This is a genomic window from Neobacillus sp. MER 74 (assembly GCF_023714155.1).
The window spans coordinates 194,223-217,442 of sequence record NZ_JAMAUV010000005.1 but is presented as its reverse complement, the minus strand read 5'-3'; the positions used below and the strand labels follow the sequence as shown (position 1 = coordinate 217,442).

General features: G+C 38.6%; 21 protein-coding genes and 1 riboswitch. Of the genes, 16 read left to right on the top strand and 5 right to left on the bottom strand.

Going from position 1 to position 23,220, the window contains the following annotated elements; all coding sequences use genetic code 11:
• Positions 1 to 5: 5 nt before the first annotated feature.
• Complete coding sequence (locus tag M3610_RS11605; RefSeq protein WP_251459298.1) at positions 6 to 1,220, bottom strand: MFS transporter; 1,215 nt, start codon at positions 1,218 to 1,220, stop codon at positions 6 to 8.
• A gap of 234 nt (positions 1,221 to 1,454) precedes the next feature.
• Positions 1,455 to 1,562, top strand: a riboswitch (SAM riboswitch).
• Positions 1,563 to 1,783: 221 nt separating this feature from the next.
• Between M3610_RS11605 and M3610_RS11600 the strand changes: the two genes are divergently transcribed.
• The 8 genes from M3610_RS11600 (at position 1,784) to M3610_RS11565 (ending at position 10,713) form a co-directional block, all read left to right on the top strand.
• On the top strand, positions 1,784 to 2,893 hold the full coding sequence (locus tag M3610_RS11600; protein WP_251459296.1) for a sugar ABC transporter substrate-binding protein: 1,110 nt from the start codon (positions 1,784 to 1,786) through the stop codon (positions 2,891 to 2,893).
• Between the two features lie 74 nt (positions 2,894 to 2,967).
• The gene (locus M3610_RS11595; RefSeq protein ID WP_251459294.1) at positions 2,968 to 4,470 is read left to right on the top strand and encodes a sugar ABC transporter ATP-binding protein; all 1,503 of its coding nucleotides are present in this window, start codon (positions 2,968 to 2,970) and stop codon (positions 4,468 to 4,470) included.
• 1 nt (position 4,471) lies between these two features.
• Positions 4,472 to 5,476 carry an ABC transporter permease gene (locus M3610_RS11590; RefSeq protein WP_098575756.1) on the top strand — a complete coding sequence of 335 codons (1,005 nt, stop codon included), beginning with the start codon at positions 4,472 to 4,474 and terminating at the stop codon, positions 5,474 to 5,476.
• A 210-nt stretch (positions 5,477 to 5,686) separates the two neighbouring features.
• Positions 5,687 to 6,676 carry an SIS domain-containing protein gene (locus M3610_RS11585; RefSeq protein ID WP_251459292.1) on the top strand — a complete coding sequence of 330 codons (990 nt, stop codon included), beginning with the start codon at positions 5,687 to 5,689 and terminating at the stop codon, positions 6,674 to 6,676.
• A gap of 66 nt (positions 6,677 to 6,742) precedes the next feature.
• On the top strand, positions 6,743 to 8,032 hold the full coding sequence (locus tag M3610_RS11580; protein WP_251459290.1) for an ABC transporter substrate-binding protein: 1,290 nt from the start codon (positions 6,743 to 6,745) through the stop codon (positions 8,030 to 8,032).
• A gap of 76 nt (positions 8,033 to 8,108) precedes the next feature.
• Positions 8,109 to 8,990 (top strand): carbohydrate ABC transporter permease, encoded by an 882-nt coding sequence (locus M3610_RS11575; protein ID WP_251459289.1) that lies wholly within the window; start codon positions 8,109 to 8,111, stop codon positions 8,988 to 8,990.
• The gene (locus tag M3610_RS11570) at positions 8,983 to 9,876 is read left to right on the top strand and encodes a carbohydrate ABC transporter permease (protein WP_375377613.1); all 894 of its coding nucleotides are present in this window, start codon (positions 8,983 to 8,985) and stop codon (positions 9,874 to 9,876) included. Before M3610_RS11575 ends, M3610_RS11570 begins: the two co-directional genes overlap by 8 nt.
• A 15-nt stretch (positions 9,877 to 9,891) precedes the next feature.
• Positions 9,892 to 10,713, top strand: coding sequence for a PfkB family carbohydrate kinase (locus tag M3610_RS11565; RefSeq protein ID WP_251459285.1), 822 nt, complete (start codon positions 9,892 to 9,894; stop codon positions 10,711 to 10,713).
• A 155-nt stretch (positions 10,714 to 10,868) separates the two neighbouring features.
• Here M3610_RS11565 and M3610_RS11560 read toward each other — a convergent pair whose 3' ends face one another.
• Entirely contained in the window at positions 10,869 to 11,597 is a 729-nt protein-coding gene (locus M3610_RS11560; protein WP_098575751.1) for a GntR family transcriptional regulator, read from the bottom strand.
• Positions 11,598 to 11,810: 213 nt separating this feature from the next.
• Here M3610_RS11560 and M3610_RS11555 point away from each other — a divergent pair, with 213 nt between their 5' ends.
• The 3 genes from M3610_RS11555 (at position 11,811) to M3610_RS11545 (ending at position 13,967) form a co-directional block, all read left to right on the top strand.
• Positions 11,811 to 12,572, top strand: a complete 762-nt coding sequence (locus tag M3610_RS11555; protein WP_251459283.1) for a threonine/serine exporter family protein — start codon at positions 11,811 to 11,813, stop codon at positions 12,570 to 12,572.
• 17 nt (positions 12,573 to 12,589) lie between these two features.
• Positions 12,590 to 13,036: a threonine/serine exporter family protein gene (locus M3610_RS11550; protein WP_251459282.1), complete on the top strand. Its 447-nt coding sequence runs from the start codon at positions 12,590 to 12,592 to the stop codon at positions 13,034 to 13,036.
• A gap of 181 nt (positions 13,037 to 13,217) precedes the next feature.
• Positions 13,218 to 13,967, top strand: coding sequence for a C39 family peptidase (locus tag M3610_RS11545; RefSeq protein ID WP_251459280.1), 750 nt, complete (start codon positions 13,218 to 13,220; stop codon positions 13,965 to 13,967).
• Positions 13,968 to 14,441: 474 nt separating this feature from the next.
• On the opposite strand, the gene M3610_RS11540 is transcribed toward M3610_RS11545, so the two are convergent.
• The 3 genes from M3610_RS11540 to M3610_RS11530 are packed head-to-tail and all read right to left on the bottom strand — an operon-like array spanning position 14,442 to position 16,375.
• Positions 14,442 to 14,828 (bottom strand): DUF350 domain-containing protein, encoded by a 387-nt coding sequence (locus M3610_RS11540; protein WP_098575747.1) that lies wholly within the window; start codon positions 14,826 to 14,828, stop codon positions 14,442 to 14,444.
• A complete protein-coding gene (locus M3610_RS11535; protein ID WP_251459278.1) occupies positions 14,829 to 16,061 on the bottom strand; it encodes a glutathionylspermidine synthase family protein in 1,233 nt (410 codons plus the stop codon).
• 2 nt (positions 16,062 to 16,063) lie between these two features.
• Positions 16,064 to 16,375 (bottom strand): hypothetical protein, encoded by a 312-nt coding sequence (locus M3610_RS11530; protein ID WP_098575745.1) that lies wholly within the window; start codon positions 16,373 to 16,375, stop codon positions 16,064 to 16,066.
• Between the two features lie 96 nt (positions 16,376 to 16,471).
• Between M3610_RS11530 and M3610_RS11525 the strand changes: the two genes are divergently transcribed.
• From M3610_RS11525 to bcaP, 5 genes are all read left to right on the top strand, one after another.
• A complete protein-coding gene (locus M3610_RS11525; RefSeq protein ID WP_098575744.1) occupies positions 16,472 to 16,921 on the top strand; it encodes a hypothetical protein in 450 nt (149 codons plus the stop codon).
• Positions 16,922 to 16,981: 60 nt separating this feature from the next.
• Positions 16,982 to 18,733: a sensor histidine kinase gene (locus tag M3610_RS11520; protein WP_098575743.1), complete on the top strand. Its 1,752-nt coding sequence runs from the start codon at positions 16,982 to 16,984 to the stop codon at positions 18,731 to 18,733.
• Between the two features lie 5 nt (positions 18,734 to 18,738).
• Positions 18,739 to 19,485: a LytR/AlgR family response regulator transcription factor gene (locus M3610_RS11515; protein ID WP_098576140.1), complete on the top strand. Its 747-nt coding sequence runs from the start codon at positions 18,739 to 18,741 to the stop codon at positions 19,483 to 19,485.
• Positions 19,486 to 19,625: 140 nt separating this feature from the next.
• Positions 19,626 to 21,419, top strand: a complete 1,794-nt coding sequence (cstA, locus tag M3610_RS11510; RefSeq protein WP_251459276.1) for a carbon starvation protein CstA — start codon at positions 19,626 to 19,628, stop codon at positions 21,417 to 21,419.
• A 305-nt stretch (positions 21,420 to 21,724) separates the two neighbouring features.
• Entirely contained in the window at positions 21,725 to 23,140 is a 1,416-nt protein-coding gene (gene bcaP, locus M3610_RS11505) for a branched-chain amino acid transporter BcaP (RefSeq protein ID WP_098575741.1), read from the top strand.
• The last annotated feature ends 80 nt before the right edge of the window (positions 23,141 to 23,220 follow it).

Sequence of the window (23,220 nt, the reverse complement as noted above, 5' to 3'; positions counted from 1 at the left end):
TAGTTTTAAATGGTGTGTTTAACTAGGTTCGGATGACGATGCATGGAGACAAACAAGATGATTCCACTTAGGATTAATAATGCACTAGTGCAGATAAAAACGGCCGAGAATCCAAAGTATCCGGAGATAAATCCCCCCAGCATAGGTCCGATAATATTTCCTAGAAACCTTAAACTCGTATTGTAGCCGAGAACTTCCCCTTGCATGGTAAGCGGTGCCTCTTGGCGAATGTAGGCAACTCTGACAGGAATGATTCCACCAATTGTGACTCCAAGAGCAATGCGGATGATAACCAGCTGCCAAAAATTAGTGACCACTGCACCTGGCAGGTAGACGATCCCTGCTAGGAAAAGAAGAATGATTAAGATTTTAATATAACCATACTTATCGGCAATCTTTCCCCAATTTCGTGACATTAATAAATTGCCAAGTCCGGCAGCAGAAAAGGCAATTCCTGAATAAAAGGCAACATTTGCCGGTCCATGTAGGTCGCTAACGAATAATGATAAAATTGGCTGGATGCTGAAATGCGCGACCTGGACAAGGGAAGAGATGAGCAGCACGGTTAATAAAACTGGATTGCGGACAATATGTCTAACCACTTCTCTGCTTGAATAATGGGCTTTTGTTCCTTTTTTGGCTTCAATCATAAATTCCTTTGTGGTGATGACAAGCAGGGCAGAAATGAAAATAGAAATGGACGTCCATTTAAAGGTGGTAGAATAGCCAAGTGAATCTGCAAGGATTCCCCCCAGCATAGGCCCTAATAGGGATCCTGTAATACTGCCTGTTTGTAAGGTTCCAAGCACGCGCCCAGCAATATCCTGTGGTGTTTGCGTTGAAATAAATGCCTGCGACATCGGAATAAATCCCGAAAAGAATCCCATGCAAAAACGGAGGAGCAACAGCTGCCAAACAGAATGGACATACCCCATGAGGAAAATGGATAATCCCATCCCTAAACCGGATATTATAAGGATTTTTTTTCGTCCATAACGATCGCCAATTCGACCCCAAATCGGCGAGAAGGCGAAGGCTGAAACAAACGTAATTCCAAATGTGATTCCAGACCAATGTTGGACATATTTTTCCGAGAAGTCTCCAAATGTCTCAATGTACAACGAGATAAACGGCATAACCATCGTCATACTTCCAGCGACAAAGAAGTTCGCAAACCACATGATGATTAAATTACGTTTTGCACGTTTCTGGTGAGTCATTAAAAATAACACTTCTTTCTGAAATATATTTCGGTTTTCTAAATATCATCATACCGAAATTTCTGATAATTTTAAAGGGTTATCCTATCAATAAAGTTGCGAAAAGTCATAGCTAATATTCAGTGACCTTGCCAGATAGTGAAAAATAACTTTATTAGAAATATTCAAAACACTATTGACAACTTGTCAATAGGGGACTAAAATCTAATTTATTACTTAACAGAATATTACGTTCTCTTATCAAGAGTGGCAGAGGGACTGGCCCGATGACGCCCAGCAACCGTTCCAATTGGAATTGGTGCTAAATCCTGCAAAACAATTTTTTGTTTTGAAAGATAAGAGAGGAGTAGTCCCTTAACTTGTGATGAAACCTCTCTTTTCTGGAGAGGTTTTTTATTTTGGCTGGGATAAAGGTTAATGTTGATTTTTAGCACTATGTTGACCTTCGTGCCTGGAACGGAAATCAACAGACAAGTTAACACAGCCTTTATTTTAATAAAAACCAACTTCTCCAATAGGAGTAATGGAATATTAATAAGAATCAAACAGGGGGAGTTTTTAACATGAAAAGAAATATCTTTAAAAGTACGCTTGTATCAGCATTGGCAGCCACACTTTTACTTACTGGCTGTGCATCAGGGGAAGAAACCAAACAAGCTAGCGGCAAAAAAGTTACACTTGAAGGTGTACCAGAAAAATTCACGAATGGGGACCAACTGAAAATTAAGGTTATTCGTAAAATTGGCGGAGACGATCATACTGCTCAATTCTTAGCCGGTGCTAAAGAAGAGGGAGAAGCACTAGGCTTTAAAGTAGACGTGTTTACAGCAAATGGTGACACGGCAAAGTTCCATGATGCCATTAATCAAGCGTTAGACCAAGATTATGATGGATTTATCATTTCTCATGGTGATGATGAGGCGACTGTTAATGATGTAAAAAAGATAGCTGAAAAAGGAAAAAGTGTTGTTACATTTGACTCCAATCCAAATATAGCGAATGTCGAAGGAGTAACACTAACTTCCCAGGATGATGAAGCGTTAGCAACATTGGCCCTCGACCAACTTGTAAAGAATACAAATGGTAAAGCGAATATTGCCTACCTATGGGTTGACGGTTTCCCTGCCATGGTTAGACGTAATAAGGTTTATCAAGATGTGCTTTCAAAAAATCCTGGACTTAAAGAAGTGGAACGCTTTGGTGTAGCAGCTGCAGATACAAGTGTTCAAACGCAGAATGCGGTTGCAGCGATGTTAAATAAATATCCTAAAGGAAAACTGGATGCCATTTTTGCTACGTGGGATGCTTTCGCAATTGGTGCAGCGCGTGCACTGAAAGAAGCTGGCCGTGAAGAGGTAAAAATCTATGGAATTGATGTTTCCAATGCGGATCTTCAAGAAATACAAAGAAAAGGCAGTGCATGGACCAGTACAGCAGCGGTCGATCCTAAACTTATTGGTGCTGTGGATATGAGAATCCTTGCGAAGAAACTTGCAGGTGAAGAAACACCTCAGACCTTTGACTTAGAAGCATCACTAGTTTCACAAGATAATCTTCAAAAGTCTAAAGATCCTGTAAACATGGTAAACCTTGCAAAAATTATCCCAGGCTGGGGGCAATCGACTGCATTTGAAGAGGATTGGATTAAGACTTTAAAGAACCATTATAAATAATTCTCGGTTAACAACTAGAAACACTCTCTTTTTCAATAGATGAAGAGAGTGTTTGCTTACGGAGGTGGAATTTAATGAGCGCAATATTGGAGATGAAGAACATCTCGATAGAATTTCCGGGAGTGAAGGCACTGAATCAAGTTGATTTTTCAATGAAAACTGGAGAAATCCAAGCCTTGATTGGGGCAAATGGTGCAGGAAAATCAACATTAATGAAGGTTCTCTCCGGTGCATATGATCACTATACCGGTGAAATCCGGCTTGATGGGAAAGATCTGAAGATTCGTTCTCCGAAAAATGCACAAGACGCAGGCATACAAATCGTTTATCAAGAGGTAGATACCGCGCTCATTCCTTATTTAACAGTGGCTGAAAATATTTTACTGCTCGATACCGTCCACAACATGGGGAAAAAGCAATGGATGAAATGGAAGAACCTTCATCAAAAAGCAGCGGAAATATTAGCGAGTATGAATATTTCCCTTTCAACGAAGACTCTTGTCAGTGAGTTATCACTAGCGGAAAAACAAATGATATTAATCGCAAGGGCTGTTTCAAATCAATGTAAGTTTCTTATCCTAGATGAACCGACTGCACCCTTGAGTCATACCGAAACGACCGAATTATTTAGGATTGTTCGAGATTTAAAGGAAAAAGATGTTGGTGTGATCTTTATTTCCCATCGCTTGCCAGAGATTTTTGAAATCTGTGATGAAGTGACCGTCATGAGGAACGGTGAATTGGTTGCAAAAAAGAAGATTGTAGATACCACCTCTGATAAAGTGGTGGAGTATATGTTGGGACAAAAATTGGAGGAACAGTTCCCCGTTAAGAACAATCGGATTGGAAACACGATCCTAGAAGTAAAAGGCATATCTGATCAAGGAAAAATAAAGGATTTGCATATTCATGTGAAAGCAGGAGAAATCATTGGCATTGCGGGCCTGGTCGGTGCTGGAAAAACAGAATTATGCAAAGCGTTATTTGGTTCCGAGAAGCTAACGGCAGGAGCAATTATACTTAATGGGCACACAGTAAAATTAAAAAGCCCTTATGATGCAGTCAAGAAGGGAATTGCTCTAGTTCCGGAAGAACGGAGAAAAGAAGGAATACTTGTATTGGAATCTGTTGAAACCAATTTAACGGCAGCCAATTTAGGGGATTTCACAAAGGTGTTTAGCTTTTTAAATCGAAAAAAGGAAAAAGAGACCGCTAAGCACTTGGTCCGCCGTCTCGGGATTAAAACACCTTCAGAAGAAACAAAAGTGCAAAACCTTTCTGGAGGAAACCAGCAGAAGGTAGCGATTGGAAAATGGCTTGTAGCGGAGGCGGATTTATATATTTTTGATGAACCCACTAAAGGTGTCGATGTGGGAGCAAAGAAGGATATCTTTGAGTTAATTAATGAGTTGGCCCATCGAGGCAAAGCGATTATTTATGCTTCATCCGAACTTTCAGAGATTATTGGGATTACCGATCGAGTCTATGTTTTATATGATGGCAGGTCTGTTAAGGAAGTTGAAACAAGCCTAACTAACGAAGAAGAATTATTATTTTATTCAACAGGGGGCAGATAGAATGGAAGCAAATATCGCAGCAAAGAAGCAGGAAGCCCCTGCCAAAAAAGTATTTGAGATATTTCAATTTTTATATAAGTATGGAACGATTATTACGATTCTTGCACTTATTATTATCTTTTCGGCTGCCAATCCTACCTTTATTCAAGGCAGCAATATAATCAATATCCTGCGTTCCATCTCGATTGTAACGATCATCGCCATCGGGATTACAATTTCTTTGTCAGTCGATGGTTTTGATTTATCAGTAGGATCGGTCGCCTCCTTATCAAATGCGATTGTTATTTCGATGTTTGTTTGGTTTTCGCAAAACACACTGGTAGCAATCATATCTGCAATTGCGGCATCCTTAGTTGTAGGTGCATTAAACTCATTTATGATTGTGAAGTTAAGAGTTCCAGACATGCTGATGACGCTGGCAACTATGTTCATCATCCAAGGGACGGCACTGACCTATACAAAAGGAGCAACGGTTTCACAAAATATGGTTATGCCTGATGGTTCGATGGCGGCAGGTCTAATCAGTCCATTTTTTACAAAAATCGGCGAAGTTCCATGGATTATCATTATTATGGCTGTTACTGTGATTCTTGTGCATATCTTTTTGAATTATACAAAGCATGGCCGCTATATGTATGTGATTGGTGGAAATAAGGAAGCGGCCAGATTATCAGGGATTCCAGTCAATAAATATAAAGTGGCTGCGTATTTACTTTCGGCTTTGTTTGCGGCTATTGGCGGGATTGTACTGGCCTCAAGGGTGTTGACATCAGAAATTAACTCTGGTGCTCCTTACTTAATGGACTCAGTGGCTGCCGCATATATCGGCTTTTCTGTCCTGGGAGCGGGGAAGGCCAATGCGTTTGGAACATTTGTTGGAGCAGTCCTGATTGGAATCCTGCAAAATGGACTCGTCATGATGTCCGTGCCGTATTATGCGATGGATATTGTTAAAGGAACCGTCTTGGCTTTTGCATTAGCGATTACGTATTATAAACAAAAATAACTAATAGAGAATTTGAAGCCTATTCACATTGTGGATGGGTTTTTTTTTGTCGGAAAATGTCGTTTCATTTTTCTGAAAATTCCATTGACGAGAGTCTGAAGATATAGTAATTTATATATAACAACATATAACGTTATATAAAGTTGTATATTGTTTAAAGAGTTTATTGGTGTTCATTCACTAAAATATTTTATCAGGGAGGCAACAAAAATGACGACTGAATTAGTAGTTGACGTTAAAAATCAAGTGCAACAAGCTTTAGCAGAAGTAGAAAAAAGGGAGATTACAAACGTATTTTTTGTAGCATGTGGAGGCTCTTCAGCGATCATGTATCCAAGCAAGTATGTCATTGACCGTGAAGCAAAAGTTCTTGATTCCCACCTGTATAGTGCAAATGAATTTATCCATCGCAATCATGCGAAACTTGGAAGCGGTTCCTTGGTTATCCTGTGCTCTCATTCAGGTACCACACCAGAAACAGTAGAAGCAGCAAAATTTGCTAGGTCAAAAGGGGCATTGGCTGTTTCTTTAACAAATGAGGAAGGATCACCATTGGCACAAGCTTCAGATGTCGTATTGAAGTATCAATGGGGCGAAAAAGCAAACGCTTTTACCACTAATTATTCGGTACTATATCAACTAGTATTTGGTGTACTAAAAGTCGTTGAAAATAATGAAAAAGCTAGTATAGTAGAAGAAAGTCTTGAGAATTTACAGAATGTTTATGAAAAAGCGGCAGCTCTCTATCAATCGAAAGCTGAAGCATTTGGAAAAGATTATAAAGATGAAAAAATTATCTATACAATGGCCAGCGGTGTAAACTACGGTGTTGCCTACTCTTATGCGATTTGTATCCTGATGGAAATGCAATGGGTTCATTCACACGCTATCCATGCAGGAGAGTACTTCCATGGACCATTCGAGATTATTGATGAAGAAACACCATTCATTATCTTACTTGGATTAGATGAAACAAGACCATTAGAAGAAAGATCTCTAGAATTCTCTAAGCGTTATGGCAAGAAATTGGTTGTCCTTGATGCGAAAGACTTTGATTTCACTGGGGTAGCAGAGGAAGTTCAAGGATATATTGCACCGTTAGTCTTAAATTATGTTTTAAGAAAATATGCGGATCAGTTGGCTGAAGCCCGAAACCATCCGCTATCAAAAAGAAGATATATGTGGACTGTTGAATATTAATCAAATTGAAATAACAAATATTCTGCATAAATCATAGAAACGGATCTCTTCTGGAGGGGAAGCTTAATGAAGAAGTTATTGATTTTAAGTATTATTTCTATCCTTTTTCTATCCTTTTTTGCTGGCTGTTCTAAGAGTTCTAGTTCAACGAATGGAAAAGATGTCGTCGAGCTTAAATTCTTCCACCGCTGGCCGAATCAACCTAAAAAGCAATACTTCGAAAAGGCAGTAAAAGAGTTTGAGAATGCACATCCAAACATTAAAATTAAAACAGAAGCCGTTTTAAACGATTCTTATAAAGAAAAGATTCGTGTCGTTTTAGGATCAAGCACCCCTCCAGATGTTTACTTTTCTTGGAGTGGAGAATTTGCTTATAACTTTGCACGTCAAGGACAATCGCTTGATTTAACTAACTATGTTAATGAGGATAAGGCGTGGTCGGATCAAATCATCGCTTCCCAGTTCAATGCCTTCACCCTAGATGGTAAAATTTATGGGATTCCATGGTCCACTGATGGTAAAGCATTCTTTTATAATAAGAAAATTTTCAAAGATTTAAATCTAGAAGTTCCGACAACTTGGTCCGAACTCCTTGATGTCTCTAAAAAGTTAAAGTCCGCTGGATTGACTCCAATCACTTTTGGTAGTAAAGCACCTTGGACGATTTCCCATTATATTGGAACATTGAATCAATTAATGGTACCGCAGGAGGTTATTGATAAAGATTATGATCCAAAAAATCCTGAGGGTGACTTCTCACACCCAGGATACGTAAAGGCTTTAGAAAAGTTCATGGAGCTTAAACCTTACTTCAATAAAGGAGTAAACTCTGTAGACCATGAATATTCACGTGAGTTATTTAATAGTGGTAAAGCAGCAATTGGATTCTTCCAACTTGCAGAAATTGGGTTAATTGAACCATCATTAAAAGAAGATTTAGGTGTATTTAATGTACCAGGCGTAGAAGGCGGAGAAGGAAATGCTAACTCCATCACAGCAGCACCAGAAGGAATTATGATTTCTTCTAAAACAAAGCATCCGAAAGAAGCCATGGAATTTGTTAAATTCTTAACTTCAAAGGAAAAAGGTACAGAACAATTAAAAGAAGTTAGTGAATACAGTGCAGTTAAAGGAACAACAACTGAAGCGAATGCATCTAAACTTCAACAAGAAGCGATCAATTTAATTGTTAATGCTGAGCAAACGTATTTATGGTTTGATACAGCAGTAGATATTAAAATCGTCGATGCTTATTTAAATGGGACTCAGCTAATGTTAGACGGAAAGAAAAGTCCAGAAGATGTAATGAAAGATGTCAGAGCAGCAGCAAAAGAAGTGAAGGCGTCTGCAAAATAATAGGAAGCCAGAAAGGTGGTTGAAAAATTGACCACCTTTTTTCCAAAGATACGCCTTTTAAAAAAGGGGAGTTATTATGCAAAATACAAACAAGTGGTTACCATACCTTTATATTGCACCTTGCTTAATCTTTTTGGCCCTTTTTGTTTACTATCCGATTGTTGAAAACTTTTTTTATAGTTTCTATGATTTCTCAGCTTTTTCAGTAGAAAAGACTTTTGTTGGATTCGAAAATTTCCTTAATCTTTTTAAAGATGAAGTTTTTTATATAGCGTTAAAAAATAATCTTTGGTATGCATTGATTTCTATTATATTTCAAGTGTTTGGCGGATTGATTCTAGCAGCGATCCTTGAAGATAAACTGATCCGGCTCGTAAGTGGATTGTTTCGGACCGTATTTTTCCTTCCAGTTGTCATCTCAATGACGGTTATCGCGTTACTGTTCACATTTGTTTATAATCCGGATATCGGAATCTTAAATGGGCTATTAAATATGTTAGGTCTTGAAAATTTAACAAGAGCTTGGCTGGGAGAATCTGAAACGGCGATTTTCGCTGTGATCGCTGTATCTCAATGGCAAAGTATTGGTTACATTATGATGTTATTTATTGTTGCCATTCAAAATATCCCTCAAGAATTGTATGAGGCCGCTGATATTGATGGAGCTGGTAAAATCAGAAAATTCTTTTCAATTACTGTTCCTCAAGTAAAAGAGATGTTCTTTGTTTCTACACTAATTACGTTAACAGGTGCTTTCACGGTGTTTAATGAGCCGTATATTTTGACGGGCGGTGGACCTGGTAATTCAAGTGAAGTTTTAGGAACATTACTCTATCATTCCGCATTTGGAAAAGACCAAATGGGTTATGCATCGGCTGTGGCTACCGTGATTTTGATTATTACCTTAATTGTATCCTTGGTTCAGTTGAAAGTATTCAAAACAGGAAAGGATGTTTAGAGTGGAGACAAGCAAAGTAATGGACTACCATCATTCGATTCCAATTACATCTAAATATAGGAAGCAAAAGAATGTTGTTAAAGGACTGCCAATCTTTACAATCCTGATTCTGTATTTTGTGGTTATAGCTTATCCGCTTTTTTGGATGGTAATTAACTCATTTAAATCAACTTCAGAGATCTTCTCCAGCAGTTGGGCACTACCTAAGGAATGGATGTTTTCTAATTATACAGAGGCATGGAACACAGGGATATCTGGCTATTTTGTTAATAGTTTAATTGTTACAGCTACTACCTGCTTTCTAACAGTATTAATTAGTGCACTTGGCGCTTATAGTTTATCGAGGTTTGAATTTAAAGGGAAGAATATCCTGTTAGTGATCTGTATGGGCGGAATGATGCTCTCCCCGCAAGTAAGTTTAGTACCTCTATACAAACTCATTCAATTATTAGGAATTCATGATACGTATTTTGCGATGATCTTTCCCTATGTAGCCTATCGCATTCCAATTACGATCCTTCTGATCCGTGCTGCTTTTCTTGAGGTACCTAAAGAGCTGGAAGAATCCGCCTTTCTGGATGGATGTAATACATGGTCCATTTTCACAAAAATCTTTGTTCCTTTAAATAAGCCAATTCTACTTACGGCGGTTGTGCTAACCGCGTATTATACCTGGAATGAGTTTATGTTTGCCTTAATTTTTGTGGATTCTGATGCGCTGAAAACCATTCCTGCAGGATTGATGCAATTCCGAGATGCGCTTCAAACCAATTGGGGAGTTCTGATGGCAGGCTTAATGATTTCCGCTTTGCCTATTATTCTCTTATTTATGTTCATGCAGAAGTATTTTATTCGAGGGTTATCATCAGGTAGTGTGAAAGGATAAGGAGGAGAGGAAATAATGAAGATTATTGGAATAGGTGATAGTGTTGTTGACATTTATCAGGATCGGAACGAAATGTTTCCTGGTGGAAATGCTTTAAATGTTGCCGTTTTAGCCAAACAAAGTGGAGCGGAGGCCGCTGCTTATATTGGGATAATTGGAACGGATGTTGAAGGTGACCATATCTTAGATTCTTTAACCAAGAACTTAGTAGATACAAGTCATGTTAGAAGAGCGGTTGGTGAAAGTGGGAAGGCGTATGTTGACCTAAATGTGGATGGAGACCGAATCTTTGTCAAATCCAATAAAGGTGGTGTACAAGCTAAACTCAAGCTGAATTTAGCGGAGGATGACTATGAATATATTAAATCGTTTGATTTAGTACATACAAGTCTATACAGTCATTTAGATGAAGAATTACCTCTTCTTAAACTGCATTTACCTATTTCTTATGATTTCTCTAATCATTTTACAAATGAATTATTAGAAAAGGTTTGCCCGCATATCCAATTTGCATTTATTTCAGGAAGTGATTTTACAGAGGTTGAACTAGAAGAGTTATTTCTTAAAATACATGGAATGGGAACCCCGTTTATCATAATCACCAGAGGTTCAAAAGGTGTAATTATGTCCCATAATAACAAACGTTACCAACAGGGAATTGAAGAAGCAAATGTTATTGATACATTAGGTGCAGGGGATTCGTTCATCGCTGGTTTTTTAACTAATTACTTTAATGGGGTGTCCATTAAAGAATCATTAAAGGCGGCGGCACAAATTGCTGCAAGAACATGTGAAGTAAATGGAGCATTTGGACATGGAAAACAGTTAACTTTTTAGGCTGAAAAAGGAATGCTTGGGATTTGGTTAAAGCCCAAGTATTCCTTTTAATTTTTTAGCTGTGTTAAAGCTTATTGTTTATTTTGGCACCCTGTTGATTGGAGCGAAGTGCCTGGAGCAGAAATCAACAGGCCAGTTTAACAGAGCCAATTTTTTTAGGTAGTGATTGTGAGTGCTATCATATTTGTTGGAGTCTTGAAATTTGAAGTATGTATCGGGACTCCAGTTTCATCGAAAACAGTCTTATCAATATTGAATAATGTCTCCCCGATTTCACAGTCCAGATATTCTGCCTCCAATACAGAAGCTGGTATAACCGTAATAATTTTTTTGCTGGAACCAGATTTAATATTGATATGGTAAATATTTTTCAAAACTTCATATGTTGATTCATGTTCAGTGAAGTGTGTCATTAAGTTTGGAAAGCGTTCTAAAGAGTAATGAGCTATATCAAGTACAAATGGCTGTTGATCAATCGACATGATCCTGACCAACCTTAAAACAGGAGAATCAATGCTGATTTGTAGTGCTTTGGCAATTTCCGGAGTTGCTTTCAGCTCTTCGCAAGCAAGAATTCGCTTGGATGGATTTTTTCCAATTTGCTTACTGAAATCAGTGAATCCATCAATAGAAACCAATTCCCTTGTGATTTTGGTTCTTGTTACAAAAGTTCCCTTGCCTTGCTTTCGCTCTAAAAAACCTTCATCAGCTAAATCTTGAATCGCTCTTCTTACGGTAATTCGGCTGACACCATACAAATCGCATAATTCCGATTCATTAGGCAGTCTATCTCCTGATTTATATTCCCCTTGATCAATGGCTTCCTTCAGAATTTGTTTTAACTGGTCATATAAAGGTGTTGAACTAGAGTTGTTTAATTTCATTTTGTAAAATTCCTTTCAAGCAAATAGGTCATTATATAATATTATATAATGAATCCATGCTAAGTGTATAGTGGAGAATTGAAACATTTATCATATTTATAAGGTTTTGGATAATTTCGTTCTATATAGCTAAAAGGTTTGGTTCAGTTAATTTTGATTAAACGATTATTTTCATTTAAACTAAGTAAAAATGTAAAAGTGTGTGTGGTGGAAATGGGAAATCAGATAGAACAAACATATGAAATTATGGAGGTCTGTTTACTGGCGGGGAAAATCATGCTCCAAAGCGGCGCCGAAACTTATCGTGTCGAGGATACTATGATGCGAATGGCGGCTGCCTTTGGTATTGAACATACGCATAGTTATGTAACCCCAACGGGAATCATTTTTTCAGCAGAGGGGGCTGAACCGACGAAAACCAAGTTGATTCGAATCTCTGAGCGGTCAACAGACTTAAAAAAAGTCTCGATAGTAAATAGCATATCAAGAAGAATTAGCAGTGGTGAAATAAATTTGAAAGAAGCTTGGGAGCAGTTAAGGGGAGTTGATTCTCTCAATGTAACCTTTCCATTTATGATTCAAGTGGCTGCCGCCTCATTAGCAAGCGGTTGTTTTATGATCATGTTTGAAGGCGGGTGGAATGATTTTATTCCTTCGATGATTTCAGGAGGAATGGGTTACCTTAGTTTCGTCAATTTTCATCGATTTGTCCCGATCAAGTTCTTCTCGGAGTTTTTAGCATCGTTTGTGATTGGCTTACTTTCTTTTTTGTTTGTCCAATTGGGAGTTGGTCAACAATTAGATAAAATCATTATCGGCTCTGTGATGTCATTAGTTCCAGGTCTCCTAGTTACCAATGCCATCCGAGATTTAATGGCGGGTCATCTAGTTTCGGGGTTATCAAAGGGTGCGGAAGCATTTCTGACCGCGTTTGCGATTGGAGCAGGGATTGCCGTCGTATTATCTTTTTTGTGAAGTGAGGTGAATTTACCATGGCTGTTCTTGCACAAGCAATCACCAGTTTTATTGCAACAGGCGCCTTTGGGATTCTTTTTAATGCCCCGAAGGAATCACTAATAAAGTGCGGGCTGATCGGAATGGGTGGATGGTTAATTTATTTTCTTCTAGAAGACTACTCAGATAACGCCATTTTAGCTACATTAGCTGCGACTATTTTTATAGCTGTACTCAGTCAGGAATTAGCAAAGTTTTATAAAACGCCAGTAATCATTTTTAGTGTAGCTGGAATTATTCCGCTCGTACCTGGAGGTCTGGCCTATGATGCGATGCGGAATTTTGTGGAGAATGATTATTACTCAGCGATTACATTGGCTGCAAAAGTTTTCATGCTTGCAGGGGCAATCGCCTTCGGATTAGTTTTCTCTGAGGTAATTAATCAAATAACGAAAAAATTTAGACAACATAAGGTGAAAGCCTAAATAAATTCCCTTTTAGTCATATACTAAAGGGGAATTTATTTAAGGGAAAATTAAGATTCAATTGATATCATAAATTGGAAAATGTTTTCCTTTCTTGCGTTGAACTATTTTAGTAGGTAATATAATAGTATATTACAAGAATCACCAGCAAAGACTAATACAAGGAATGGTACATTCATTTATGAAAAAAATTGTAATTTCTTTAATCGTTGTCTGCATCATAGTGATTAGTGGCATAACGATATTTAAGGTAAAGTTTGACCGTCCAGCCATAGCACAAGTTACCCAGGCTGCATCATTAAAAACAAGGACACTAGCACTCTTTGCCAAAGAGGCTCCGAAAGTGCCTGATAGTATCAAACTGGATGTGCCGTTAATCAATCAAATGGACGCACCAAAACTATATAATGGCTGTGAAATAACCAGTTTGGCGATGATTCTTAACTATCACGGAATACAAGTGACAAAAAATGAGTTAGCTAATAGGGTTAAAACTGTCCCATTAACTTATAGTAACGGGAAAAAGGGGAATCCTAATGCAGGGTTTGTCGGCGATATGGCGAATGGTCCAGGACTAGGGGTTTATAATGGTCCCGTTTTTGACGTTGCGCAGAAATACGTTGGTGATCGGGCAGTTAATTTAACTAATCATTCATTTGATGAAGTTTTAGAAGAAGTAGGTCAAGGACTTCCTGTCTGGATTATCACGACATCAAGCTTTGCGCCTGTGTCAGTTTTTCAAGCATGGAATACTCCGCAGGGAAAAATCAATATTACTTTTAGTGAGCATAGTGTTGTCATTACCGGTTACGATGAAAACTATATCTATATTAACAATCCGTATGGGGAAAAAAATCAGAAATTAAATCGAACGAGTTTTATTAAAGCTTGGGAGCAAATGGGGAAACAAGCGATTGTTATCAAAAAATAAGGGCCTGATCTGGAATTAGGTCTTTTTTCATGGGCTTTTTATTAAAATGGTCGAAGGCAGAGGAATGAATATCCCTCTGCCTTCTTTGTTGAATTCATTAAAGAATTCTTATCGTAACTTGTGATTGGTTGCACTTCATGTTGTCAACATCGCAAGTAAAAACTTATATAATAATCATTGTTTATAAAAACAAGTTTGCCGCGGTTATTTTTCCACCTGAAGGTTTTATACCTAAACGACGTAAGCCCTACCTCTCTTACATCCTAACGGCTCCGAAGCCGATCCAGTGTGAATAAGTTTTTATTTAAAAACATAAGCAGAATGCCAGAAAAAAATTCTTACTTTGCGTTATCAAATAAATTACAAGTTACATAAATGTGAAGCACAAATATTTATATTACAGTAATATGTAGTTATTGTCAACTATTTTTGTTAAAGGGAATAATGAAAAACGCATCCTCGAGATGCGTTTTATTAATAGGTTAGACATCCAGCAATAACGATACCAATCGATACAGAGAGTAGCATGAGGAAAAGTCCAACTGCCTGATTATCGTCCTCGATGCTTTGACTGACATTAAATCGAGGTGTCAGCCATTCAGCCAAGTAAAAGACCACAATCTGGGCCAGAATTCCGATTCCTCCCCATACCGCCATATCCATAAGTGAAATGGAATTAGCAGCAGTAGAATACAAGACAATGGCAAGCCCAAGAAGTCTTCCCCCAAGGACATAACTCGCTGCCTTATTTCCTTTTGCCATTAAGGAAAACTCCTTAACCTTGGTGGTTACTTCCATAAGAATCAGTCCTACGAATAAAAGACCAATTGAGACGGCTAAATATAATAAGAAATTTGTCATTTACATTCCCCCCTGTTTTTGAATTCCTACTGGTAAAAAGTAAGATTCATTTCCTGTAATTTTTCCGCCAGCCCGAATACCGATACAACTGGCTTTACCAGCAATTAGAAAAGATCCGAATACTAATGAAAGTTCCTCGATTCCCTTTTCTGTTTCCAATGTAACAGTAGGGAGAGGGACATATTGTTGAAAAACTGAAACTTCCTCTTTATAGGTTTGGAATGAGTTTTGAGCAGTAACATTGGCATGTTGGTCCCATATCGTTACCGTGTCGCCTTCTCTGCCAAACGTCGGTTTTTGAACATAAGCGCTCTGCTCGAAAAATGCCTCTGCTTCAAAGTACGTCGGAAGCATATATTCCTTAATCCAAGCCTGCTCTTCCGGTGTAAAATAGGCACCCTGTTCTGCTAGCCCCCAAATTAAGCATTGGATTGACTTGGGCTGCAACAAAAAGGCAGAAACAGGATTTAATAAAGATAATTTCCCGTCTTTTACCAATTGTAACAATTCAATTCCAACTGAATCTCCTGTTCTTGGGTCCCAATCGTTAACCAGATGTTCAAGTGGATAGGTTTGGCGATACAATACATCAATTGGAATACCCTCCTCATCAACAAGAATTCCATCCATTATCCGCAGCGCTGACAATGGTATAGTCTGATTAGAAACCTGACATAATTTACTTAAATATTGAGTGGTATTCCAGTCCTCGATGTGGTCGGAATGGGCTGTGAACACAATGTTTGGGTTTCGTTTTTCTTTCGATGCTTCAAGCACTGCACGTGTAATTCCAGACGAAAGCAGTCGCTCTCCGCCGCCATTTGGCTCTAAGTAACCAAATTCTTTGCACACATGTCTGTTCATATGAAAACATTCGACAATAAACGTCGGTGTATCACTGTTGAATTCCAATAATTTCAAGCCATCCTCGGTCAACACAAAGTCGAATCTGCCAATAACCGTTTCAGGATAGAGATTTTTTAACCTCAAATATGGGAGACTGGCCGGAGGAAATCCAAATTCAAGGAGCTGTTCATCTGTTAGACGCCGTAATAGTTGGGCTGTTTTGAAATAAACGTGGCCCATTCGCTCCGTCGCCTCATGTAAAAGCTTCGTGGTCTCATCAGAAATAGAATAAATGTGATATAAGCTGTACTCGCCTTCGTATAAATCAGACCAAAAGGTAGGAAAATGCGAATAAAAACTTCTTCTTTTCAGTGAATACTGCGACATATTTATCCTCCAAATCCACCCTTAGAACCACTTCCGAAACCACCTTTAAAGCTTGATGAGGATTTGTAGGACTTATACGCAGATGATTTCAAGAGTGATGATTTATTGCGAAAATAACTTCCTCCATAAAAATAATGACCATAATGGGACGAATGGGTATCATCACATTCCCAAACTCCTTGATCATCGTCCCAGTCCCAGTCTCGGCAAGTGCTATCGTCTGGCTTGGGCGGGCGATCGCTTGAGCAGCCAGAAAGGGTGCCGGCTATGAGGGAAGTGATGACACCGTTCACTAACCATTGGGTTTTCTTCACTTTTTCACGCTCCTCTTTTAATTGATAATCTAATTATAAAAGCAAACCTTGGCAAAACAATGGTAAAATGAAAAGAAAAAGAAAGCGTGATGAAATTTGAGGTTGGAATACCGAAAGGATGACGAATATCAAAAGTTTCCTGCCCTTTGGAATTATCAACACTTGACGGTGAGTGAAGCTGTAGCAAGAATGTCGTGTGAATACTTTGTGAAAGAAGGTGAAACGTATCTGGTGACAGCCACTGCCATCGATCCTGATGGAACGACTGTCCTTTATGTAAAAAAAGAAAATGCCTATACGGATGTCACGGAGAAAAATTATTCACATATAGGTTTTGAGGTGAGGGAGCTTCAAAGAACCGGGTCCGTTCTTATCGAGCAAAAGGAAGTGTGGAATCATGAAGAAGTGCTGACTCTTCTTCATTCCGATTTTATTTACATCCAAAGAGATGGAAAATGGTTGGAATTCAACCTAGATTCAAGAGAGATCGATGAAGATCGAAAATGTTATATTTATTATGGGAGTTTTACGGGGAAAACACGATAGAGAAGATTGGTTTATTTTTTGGTATAGTAGTAGGGAAGTATTGATGAAAGGTGAGGTACCATGATCGAATTATTGCCTCTCATGCTTGAACGTGTTGGTATTCTTATCATAGTAGCGTTTCTTCTCTCACGGATGAAATCATTCCGTCAAATTATAAATAATGAACATGGACTTGCCCCTAAAGCAGCGATGATTGCAATTTTCGGTGCTTTCGGAGTCATAAGCAACTATACAGGTGTAGAGATAGGACATGGGACGATTACCTCCCAGGACTGGCTGACAAATATGGATAATGAAAGTGCCATTGCTAATACCAGAATTATGGGAGTGACAATTGGTGGATTACTTGGCGGACCGATTGTTGGTATTGGGGTCGGCTTAATTGCTGGCATCCATCGTTTGACTTTAGGAGGGTTTACAGCTGAGGCATGTGCCTTATCTACGCTTATGGCGGGAGTTGTCACAGGCTTTTTAAGCAAACGTTTTAAGATTCAAGAAGGAAATTCTCCCTGGAAGGCCGTAATCATGGGAATATTCATGGAATGTGCCCAAATGGGAATTATTCTTTTAATAGCACGCCCCATTAACGAGGCTGTGAATCTAGTTGAGGTTATTGCCCTCCCAATGATTGCGATTAATGGCTTCGGGACCCTTCTTTTTGTACTAATTATACAGGAGATTCTCCAAGAGCAAGAGCGAATGAGAGCACTTCAAACACATAAAGCATTGTATATTGCTAATCAAACACTACCCTTCTTCAGACAGGGCTTAAATGTAGATTCGTGTACAAAGGCAGCTGAGATTATTCTTAATTGGACCAATGCCGATGCCATTTCAATTACAGACCAGACCCATGTCCTTGCCCATGTGGGTACAGGCTCAGATCATCATATTCCTTCAGGAAACATGGCGACGGAATTAACTAAAACGGTGCTGGAACAAGGTAGAATCACGATTGCAAAGTCTGCGCACGAAATTCAATGTTTTGATCCACACTGCCCTTTGCAGGCTGCTATTGTATTACCACTTAAGGTTCATGGTAAAACAGTAGGGACTTTGAAGTTGTATTTCACTGATTCTAGTAAACTTGACCGGGTTGAACAAGAGCTGGCAGAGGGTTTGAGCAACCTATTTTCAGTCCAATTAGAAATGGCTGATTTGGAAATACAGAGAAGATTATTAAAAGATGCGGAAATCAAGGCATTGCAAGCACAAGTCCATCCACATTTCTTATTTAACGCCATTAATACCATTTCAAGCCTAATTCGAACAGATGCGGATAAAGCCAGGAGTTTATTAATCAAACTTAGTACCTTCTTCCGAAGTAATCTTCAGGGGGCTAGGCAAATGCTCATACCGCTTGAAAAGGAACTTGAACATGTTGAAGCTTACCTAACGATTGAACAAGCACGCTTTCCAGACCGTTATCATGTTGAATTAGATATTGCACCAGCATTAAAAAGGGTGCTCGTTCCACCATTTACTCTTCAGCCATTAGTGGAAAATGCAATTCGTTATGCATTTCCAAAAGCAAAGAACGGAACAGTACTGGTCCGAGCCTTTCAGGAAGGGGAGAACATGGTCCTGCTTACTGAAGATAATGGGAAAGGAATCTCAGCAGAACTGCTTGGTACCCTGGGAAACCAAACAGTAGATTCTTCGGCTGGAACAGGAACAGCACTTTGGAATATCAAAAAACGAATCGAAGAAATTTATGGTCAAACTGCTTCCTTTCAAATAGAAAGCAACTTGAATTTAGGAACGAAAGTATCAATTACACTACCGTTAACACAACAACAAAAAGAGGGGTGAGGATGTTGTTAAAGGCCTTTGTTGTGGATGATGAACCGTTAGCAAGAGATGAATTGGTCTATCTTCTCAAACGAAGTAAACAAATTGAGATCGTTGGGGAATCGGATGGTGTTGAAAGCGCGTTAGAAAAAATAAGTAACCTCGACCTGGATGTGATATTTTTAGATATCCAGCTCGCTGATGAAAGTGGTATCGAAATTGCTGCCCATATAAATAGACTTGATCATCCTCCATTCATTGTCTTTGCGACGGCATTTGACGAATATGCCCTGCAAGCTTTTGAGTTAAATGCTGTTGACTATATCTTAAAACCTTTTGAAGAAAAGAGAGTCTTACAAACGATTGAGAAGTTGTATAAGCTAATAGAAAATCACAAACAAGCAATTCCTATTTTTACTCAGAGACAAAATTTTGGAAACGAAAGGCCAGAAAAGCTCGCGATTACAATTGATGAAAAAATTGTAATCGTAAACATTAGTGACATACACTATATTGGTACAAATGAGGGGAAAACAGTCATTGCAATAGAGAATACAAAATACTCTGTCAGTGATTCGCTGGTCACTTTCGAAAGGAAGTTGAAGCATTCATCCATCATTCGTGTCCACCGCGCTTATTTAGTTAATGTCGATGCCATTGTCGAGATTGAGCCATGGTTTAATTCTACCTACAATTTAATTATGAAGGATGGAGAAAAGGTTCCAGTAAGCAGAACCTATACAAAAGAGTTAAAGCAGCTTCTTGGTTTTTAAGAAGCTGTTTTTTGCATTTCATTCTATTATTCTTGTTTTTCAGCCTTAAAAACTTGCATTTTAGGATGAAAACCATATGTTAACGTTTTCTTTCGGTATGATGGTGATAAGAGAAAAAGGATGTAGGGGGATGAAATTAAATGAATGCGGTTTCAATTGTAATCGGCTCCATTTGTATTTTAATGATTGCCTATCGCTTATACGGAACATTCATGGCAGCAAAGGTATTAAAATTAGATGATTCAAAGCCGACACCGGCACATGAATTAAACGACGGAAAGGACTATGTTCCAACCAATAAGTGGGTAACATTTGGTCATCACTTTGCCGCCATCGCTGCAGCAGGACCACTTGTTGGTCCCATCCTTGCAGCACAATTTGGATACTTGCCTGGTTTATTATGGCTTTTAATTGGGGCAGTGATTGGCGGAGCAGTCCATGATGCCGTTGTCCTATTTGCATCGATGAGGAAAAAGGGAAAATCCTTATCTGAAGTTGCGAAAGACGAACTGGGGCCTGTGGCGGGTTTTTGTACGGGACTTGCGATGCTTTTTATCATTACGATCACAATGGCAGGTCTTTCTATGGTTGTTCTTCATGCACTTGAACACAATCCATGGGGAACATTCTCAGTGGGAATAACCATTCCAATTGCGATGTTGGTAGGAATTGCTTATAAAAAAACTGGCAACTTAAAATTAACATCCACCGTCGGATTTATTCTCGTAATGGTTGGGGTATTTGTTGGTCCGTCCATTCAAGGTACGGTATTAGGTGATTGGCTGACGTTAGATACAAAAACATTAGCTATTATTCTACCGATTTATGCGTTTTTTGCAGCAGCCTTACCAGTATGGTTATTACTGGCACCACGTGATTACTTAAGCAGCTTTATGAAAATTGGTGTATTTATTGCCTTAATCATCGGGGTATTTATTATTAATCCCGCAATTGAGATGCCAGCTTTCACAAAATTTACATCAGGCGGCGGACCAGTACTAGGCGGACCAGTTTGGCCGTTTATCTCCATCACAATTGCTTGTGGGGCGATTTCTGGTTTCCATGCTTTCGTAGGTTCAGGAACTACGCCAAAAATGCTTGATCGTTGGTCTGATATTAAGGTTGTTGGTTTTGGTGCGATGCTAGTAGAGTGTGTGGTTGGTATTATGGCTTTGATTGCGGCAACAGCTCTTCAGCCGGCAGATTACTTTGCCATTAACTCGACACCAGAAGTATTTAAGACACTTGGTATGCAGGTACAGGAACTGCCAAAACTTGCTGATGAAATTGGGATTAATCTTGAAGGCCGAACAGGTGGTGCCGTAACCTTAGCGGTAGGTATGACGTATATCTTCACGGGCATTCCGTGGTTTGCAAAACTATCATCATACTTCTTCCAGTTTGTTATTATGTTCGAAGCGGTATTTATTCTAACTGCCATCGACTCAGGAACTCGTGTTGCTCGTTATTTAATCCAAGACTTTTTCGGGGAGTTCTATAAGCCACTGAAGAAGACAGATTGGCTGCCAGGATCTATATTTGCTAGTGCGTTAGCCTGTTTTATGTGGGGATACCTGCTTTTCTCAGGGGATATTGGTTCTGTTTGGGCATTATTTGGTGTTTCCAATCAACTAATGGCATCGATTGGTCTAATTGTCGGTGCGACAGTGATATGGAGTATTGCAGATAAACGCCGTTATATGCTTACCTGCTTGATCCCGTTAGCGTATCTCTTTGTTACTGTAAACTATGCTGGTTACTGGATGGTGAAAAATGTTTACCTCAATCAGGCAGCCGCAGGTTATAGTGTTTTAAATGGGGTATTGTCGATCATTATGTTATTGCTGGGTATGATTATTATGGTCACGGCTATAAAGAAATGGATTAGTATGTGGAATTCACCTCGAACCAAGCTGGAAAGTAAGATTGCTTAAACAAAATCAAAACCGATGATTTCGTAAAATTACGAAGTCATCGGTTTTTTTGTGTAAATAAAGTAGAAGGAAATTTAATTTATTATATCTGTATAGTAGAAACTTTTAGCTCTGATATAAAAATAGGGAAGGAAGCGTTGTATTTCACATGGTATTATTTTCAAATAATTATATTTTTCAAAAAATATTGCTTTTTTACAAAATTAATTATATTATTTCGATATATAATTTTTATATTTTGATACACAATCTTATGCGGAATATTTTTTCAGAACATTCTGATATAAAATATGGAGGTTTAGCTAATGAATTTATTTAGAAAAAAATCAATTCAGGACCTCATTCAAGAAGCTGGACAAAAAGATGTAGTCTTAAAGAAAGATTTAGGGGCATTTGATTTATCCATGCTTGGAATTGGGGCTATTATAGGAACAGGAATATTTGTACTAACAGGGGTTGCTGCCGCAGAACATGCAGGGCCAGCACTTATTTTATCTTTTATCTTATCAGGACTAGCTTGTGTCTTTGCCGCCCTTTGTTATGCGGAATTTGCTTCTGCGGTTCCAGTATCGGGAAGTGCATATACCTATAGTTATGCAACATTTGGTGAGATCATTGCCTGGATATTGGGATGGGATTTAATCTTAGAATATGGATTAGCTTGCTCTGCGGTTGCCAGTGGATGGTCCGGCTATTTACAAGGTTTGCTCGAAGGGTTTGGTATTCATTTTCCTAAAGCATTAACTAGTGCGTATGATCCGGCAAACGGGACATTTATCGATGTCCCGGCCATCCTCATCGTACTAATTCTTACATTACTACTTACACAGGGTGTTAAGAAATCCGCACGATTTAATACGATAATGGTAATTATTAAACTAGCAGTAGTGTTATTGTTTATTGGTGTAGGTGCATGGTATGTAAAGCCTGCAAACTGGACACCATTTATGCCATTTGGTTTCTCAGGTGTGACAGCTGGTGCAGCAACTGTATTTTTTGCTTATATCGGTTTTGATGCTGTTGCGACTGCAGCTGAAGAAGTAAAAAATCCGCAAAAGAATATGCCAATCGGAATTATTGCATCCTTACTAGTTTGTACCGTGTTATATATCATTGTTTCTGGAATTTTAACTGGTATTGTTCCGTATCAAGAATTAGGTGTGAAAAATCCTGTAGCATTTGCCCTTAATTATATTCATCAGGATTGGGTAGCAGGTTTTATTTCATTAGGTGCGATTGCAGGTATCACCACTGTATTATTGGTTATGCTTTATGGACAATCTCGTTTATTTTATGCAATCAGCCGTGATGGCCTCTTACCAAAAGTATTTTCTAAGGTTGATAAGAAGAAGAAGACACCAATGGCGAATTCATGGATTACTTGTTTACTAGTTTCGATTTTTGCTGGATTCATTCCATTGAATAAACTGGCAGAGTTAACAAACATCGGAACGTTATTTGCCTTTATGACGGTGGCAGTAGGAATTCTATTTCTCCGGAAAAACAAGCAAGCACCAAAAACTGGATTCCGTGTTCCGTTTGTACCATATATTCCGATTCTAGCCTTTGTATTCTGTGGATACTTAGCGCTTCAGTTACCAAAAACAACGTGGATTAGTTTTGGAGTATGGCTTGTGATTGGATTATTCGTCTATTTTGGATATGGACGTAAACATTCAACTTTGAATAAGACTGTAGAACAAATGAAAAAAGTTAGCTAAAGATAAAAAGTAGAAGGGCTTACCAAGAGTAAGTCCTTTTTTTATGAGGTTCCTATCGAAATATGTCGAAATTTATCGAT

Excerpts from the sequence above, each read along its gene's own strand:
- M3610_RS11535 (WP_251459278.1), bottom strand. The coding sequence starts at position 16,061 with ATGTCGCAGTATTCACTGAAAAGAAGAAGTTTTTATTCGCATTTTCCT.
- M3610_RS11600 (WP_251459296.1), top strand. The coding sequence starts at position 1,784 with ATGAAAAGAAATATCTTTAAAAGTACGCTTGTATCAGCATTGGCAGCC.
- M3610_RS11590 (WP_098575756.1), top strand. The coding sequence starts at position 4,472 with ATGGAAGCAAATATCGCAGCAAAGAAGCAGGAAGCCCCTGCCAAAAAA.
- M3610_RS11565 (WP_251459285.1), top strand. The coding sequence starts at position 9,892 with ATGAAGATTATTGGAATAGGTGATAGTGTTGTTGACATTTATCAGGAT.
- M3610_RS11555 (WP_251459283.1), top strand. The coding sequence starts at position 11,811 with ATGGGAAATCAGATAGAACAAACATATGAAATTATGGAGGTCTGTTTA.
- M3610_RS11560 (WP_098575751.1), bottom strand. The coding sequence starts at position 11,597 with ATGAAATTAAACAACTCTAGTTCAACACCTTTATATGACCAGTTAAAA.
- M3610_RS11585 (WP_251459292.1), top strand. The coding sequence starts at position 5,687 with ATGACGACTGAATTAGTAGTTGACGTTAAAAATCAAGTGCAACAAGCT.
- bcaP (WP_098575741.1), top strand. The coding sequence starts at position 21,725 with ATGAATTTATTTAGAAAAAAATCAATTCAGGACCTCATTCAAGAAGCT.
- M3610_RS11580 (WP_251459290.1), top strand. The coding sequence starts at position 6,743 with ATGAAGAAGTTATTGATTTTAAGTATTATTTCTATCCTTTTTCTATCC.
- M3610_RS11540 (WP_098575747.1), bottom strand. The coding sequence starts at position 14,828 with ATGACAAATTTCTTATTATATTTAGCCGTCTCAATTGGTCTTTTATTC.
- M3610_RS11545 (WP_251459280.1), top strand. The coding sequence starts at position 13,218 with ATGAAAAAAATTGTAATTTCTTTAATCGTTGTCTGCATCATAGTGATT.
- cstA (WP_251459276.1), top strand. The coding sequence starts at position 19,626 with ATGAATGCGGTTTCAATTGTAATCGGCTCCATTTGTATTTTAATGATT.
- M3610_RS11595 (WP_251459294.1), top strand. The coding sequence starts at position 2,968 with ATGAGCGCAATATTGGAGATGAAGAACATCTCGATAGAATTTCCGGGA.
- M3610_RS11605 (WP_251459298.1), bottom strand. The coding sequence starts at position 1,220 with ATGACTCACCAGAAACGTGCAAAACGTAATTTAATCATCATGTGGTTT.
- M3610_RS11550 (WP_251459282.1), top strand. The coding sequence starts at position 12,590 with ATGGCTGTTCTTGCACAAGCAATCACCAGTTTTATTGCAACAGGCGCC.
- M3610_RS11570 (WP_375377613.1), top strand. The coding sequence starts at position 8,983 with ATGTTTAGAGTGGAGACAAGCAAAGTAATGGACTACCATCATTCGATT.
- M3610_RS11575 (WP_251459289.1), top strand. The coding sequence starts at position 8,109 with ATGCAAAATACAAACAAGTGGTTACCATACCTTTATATTGCACCTTGC.
- M3610_RS11520 (WP_098575743.1), top strand. The coding sequence starts at position 16,982 with ATGATCGAATTATTGCCTCTCATGCTTGAACGTGTTGGTATTCTTATC.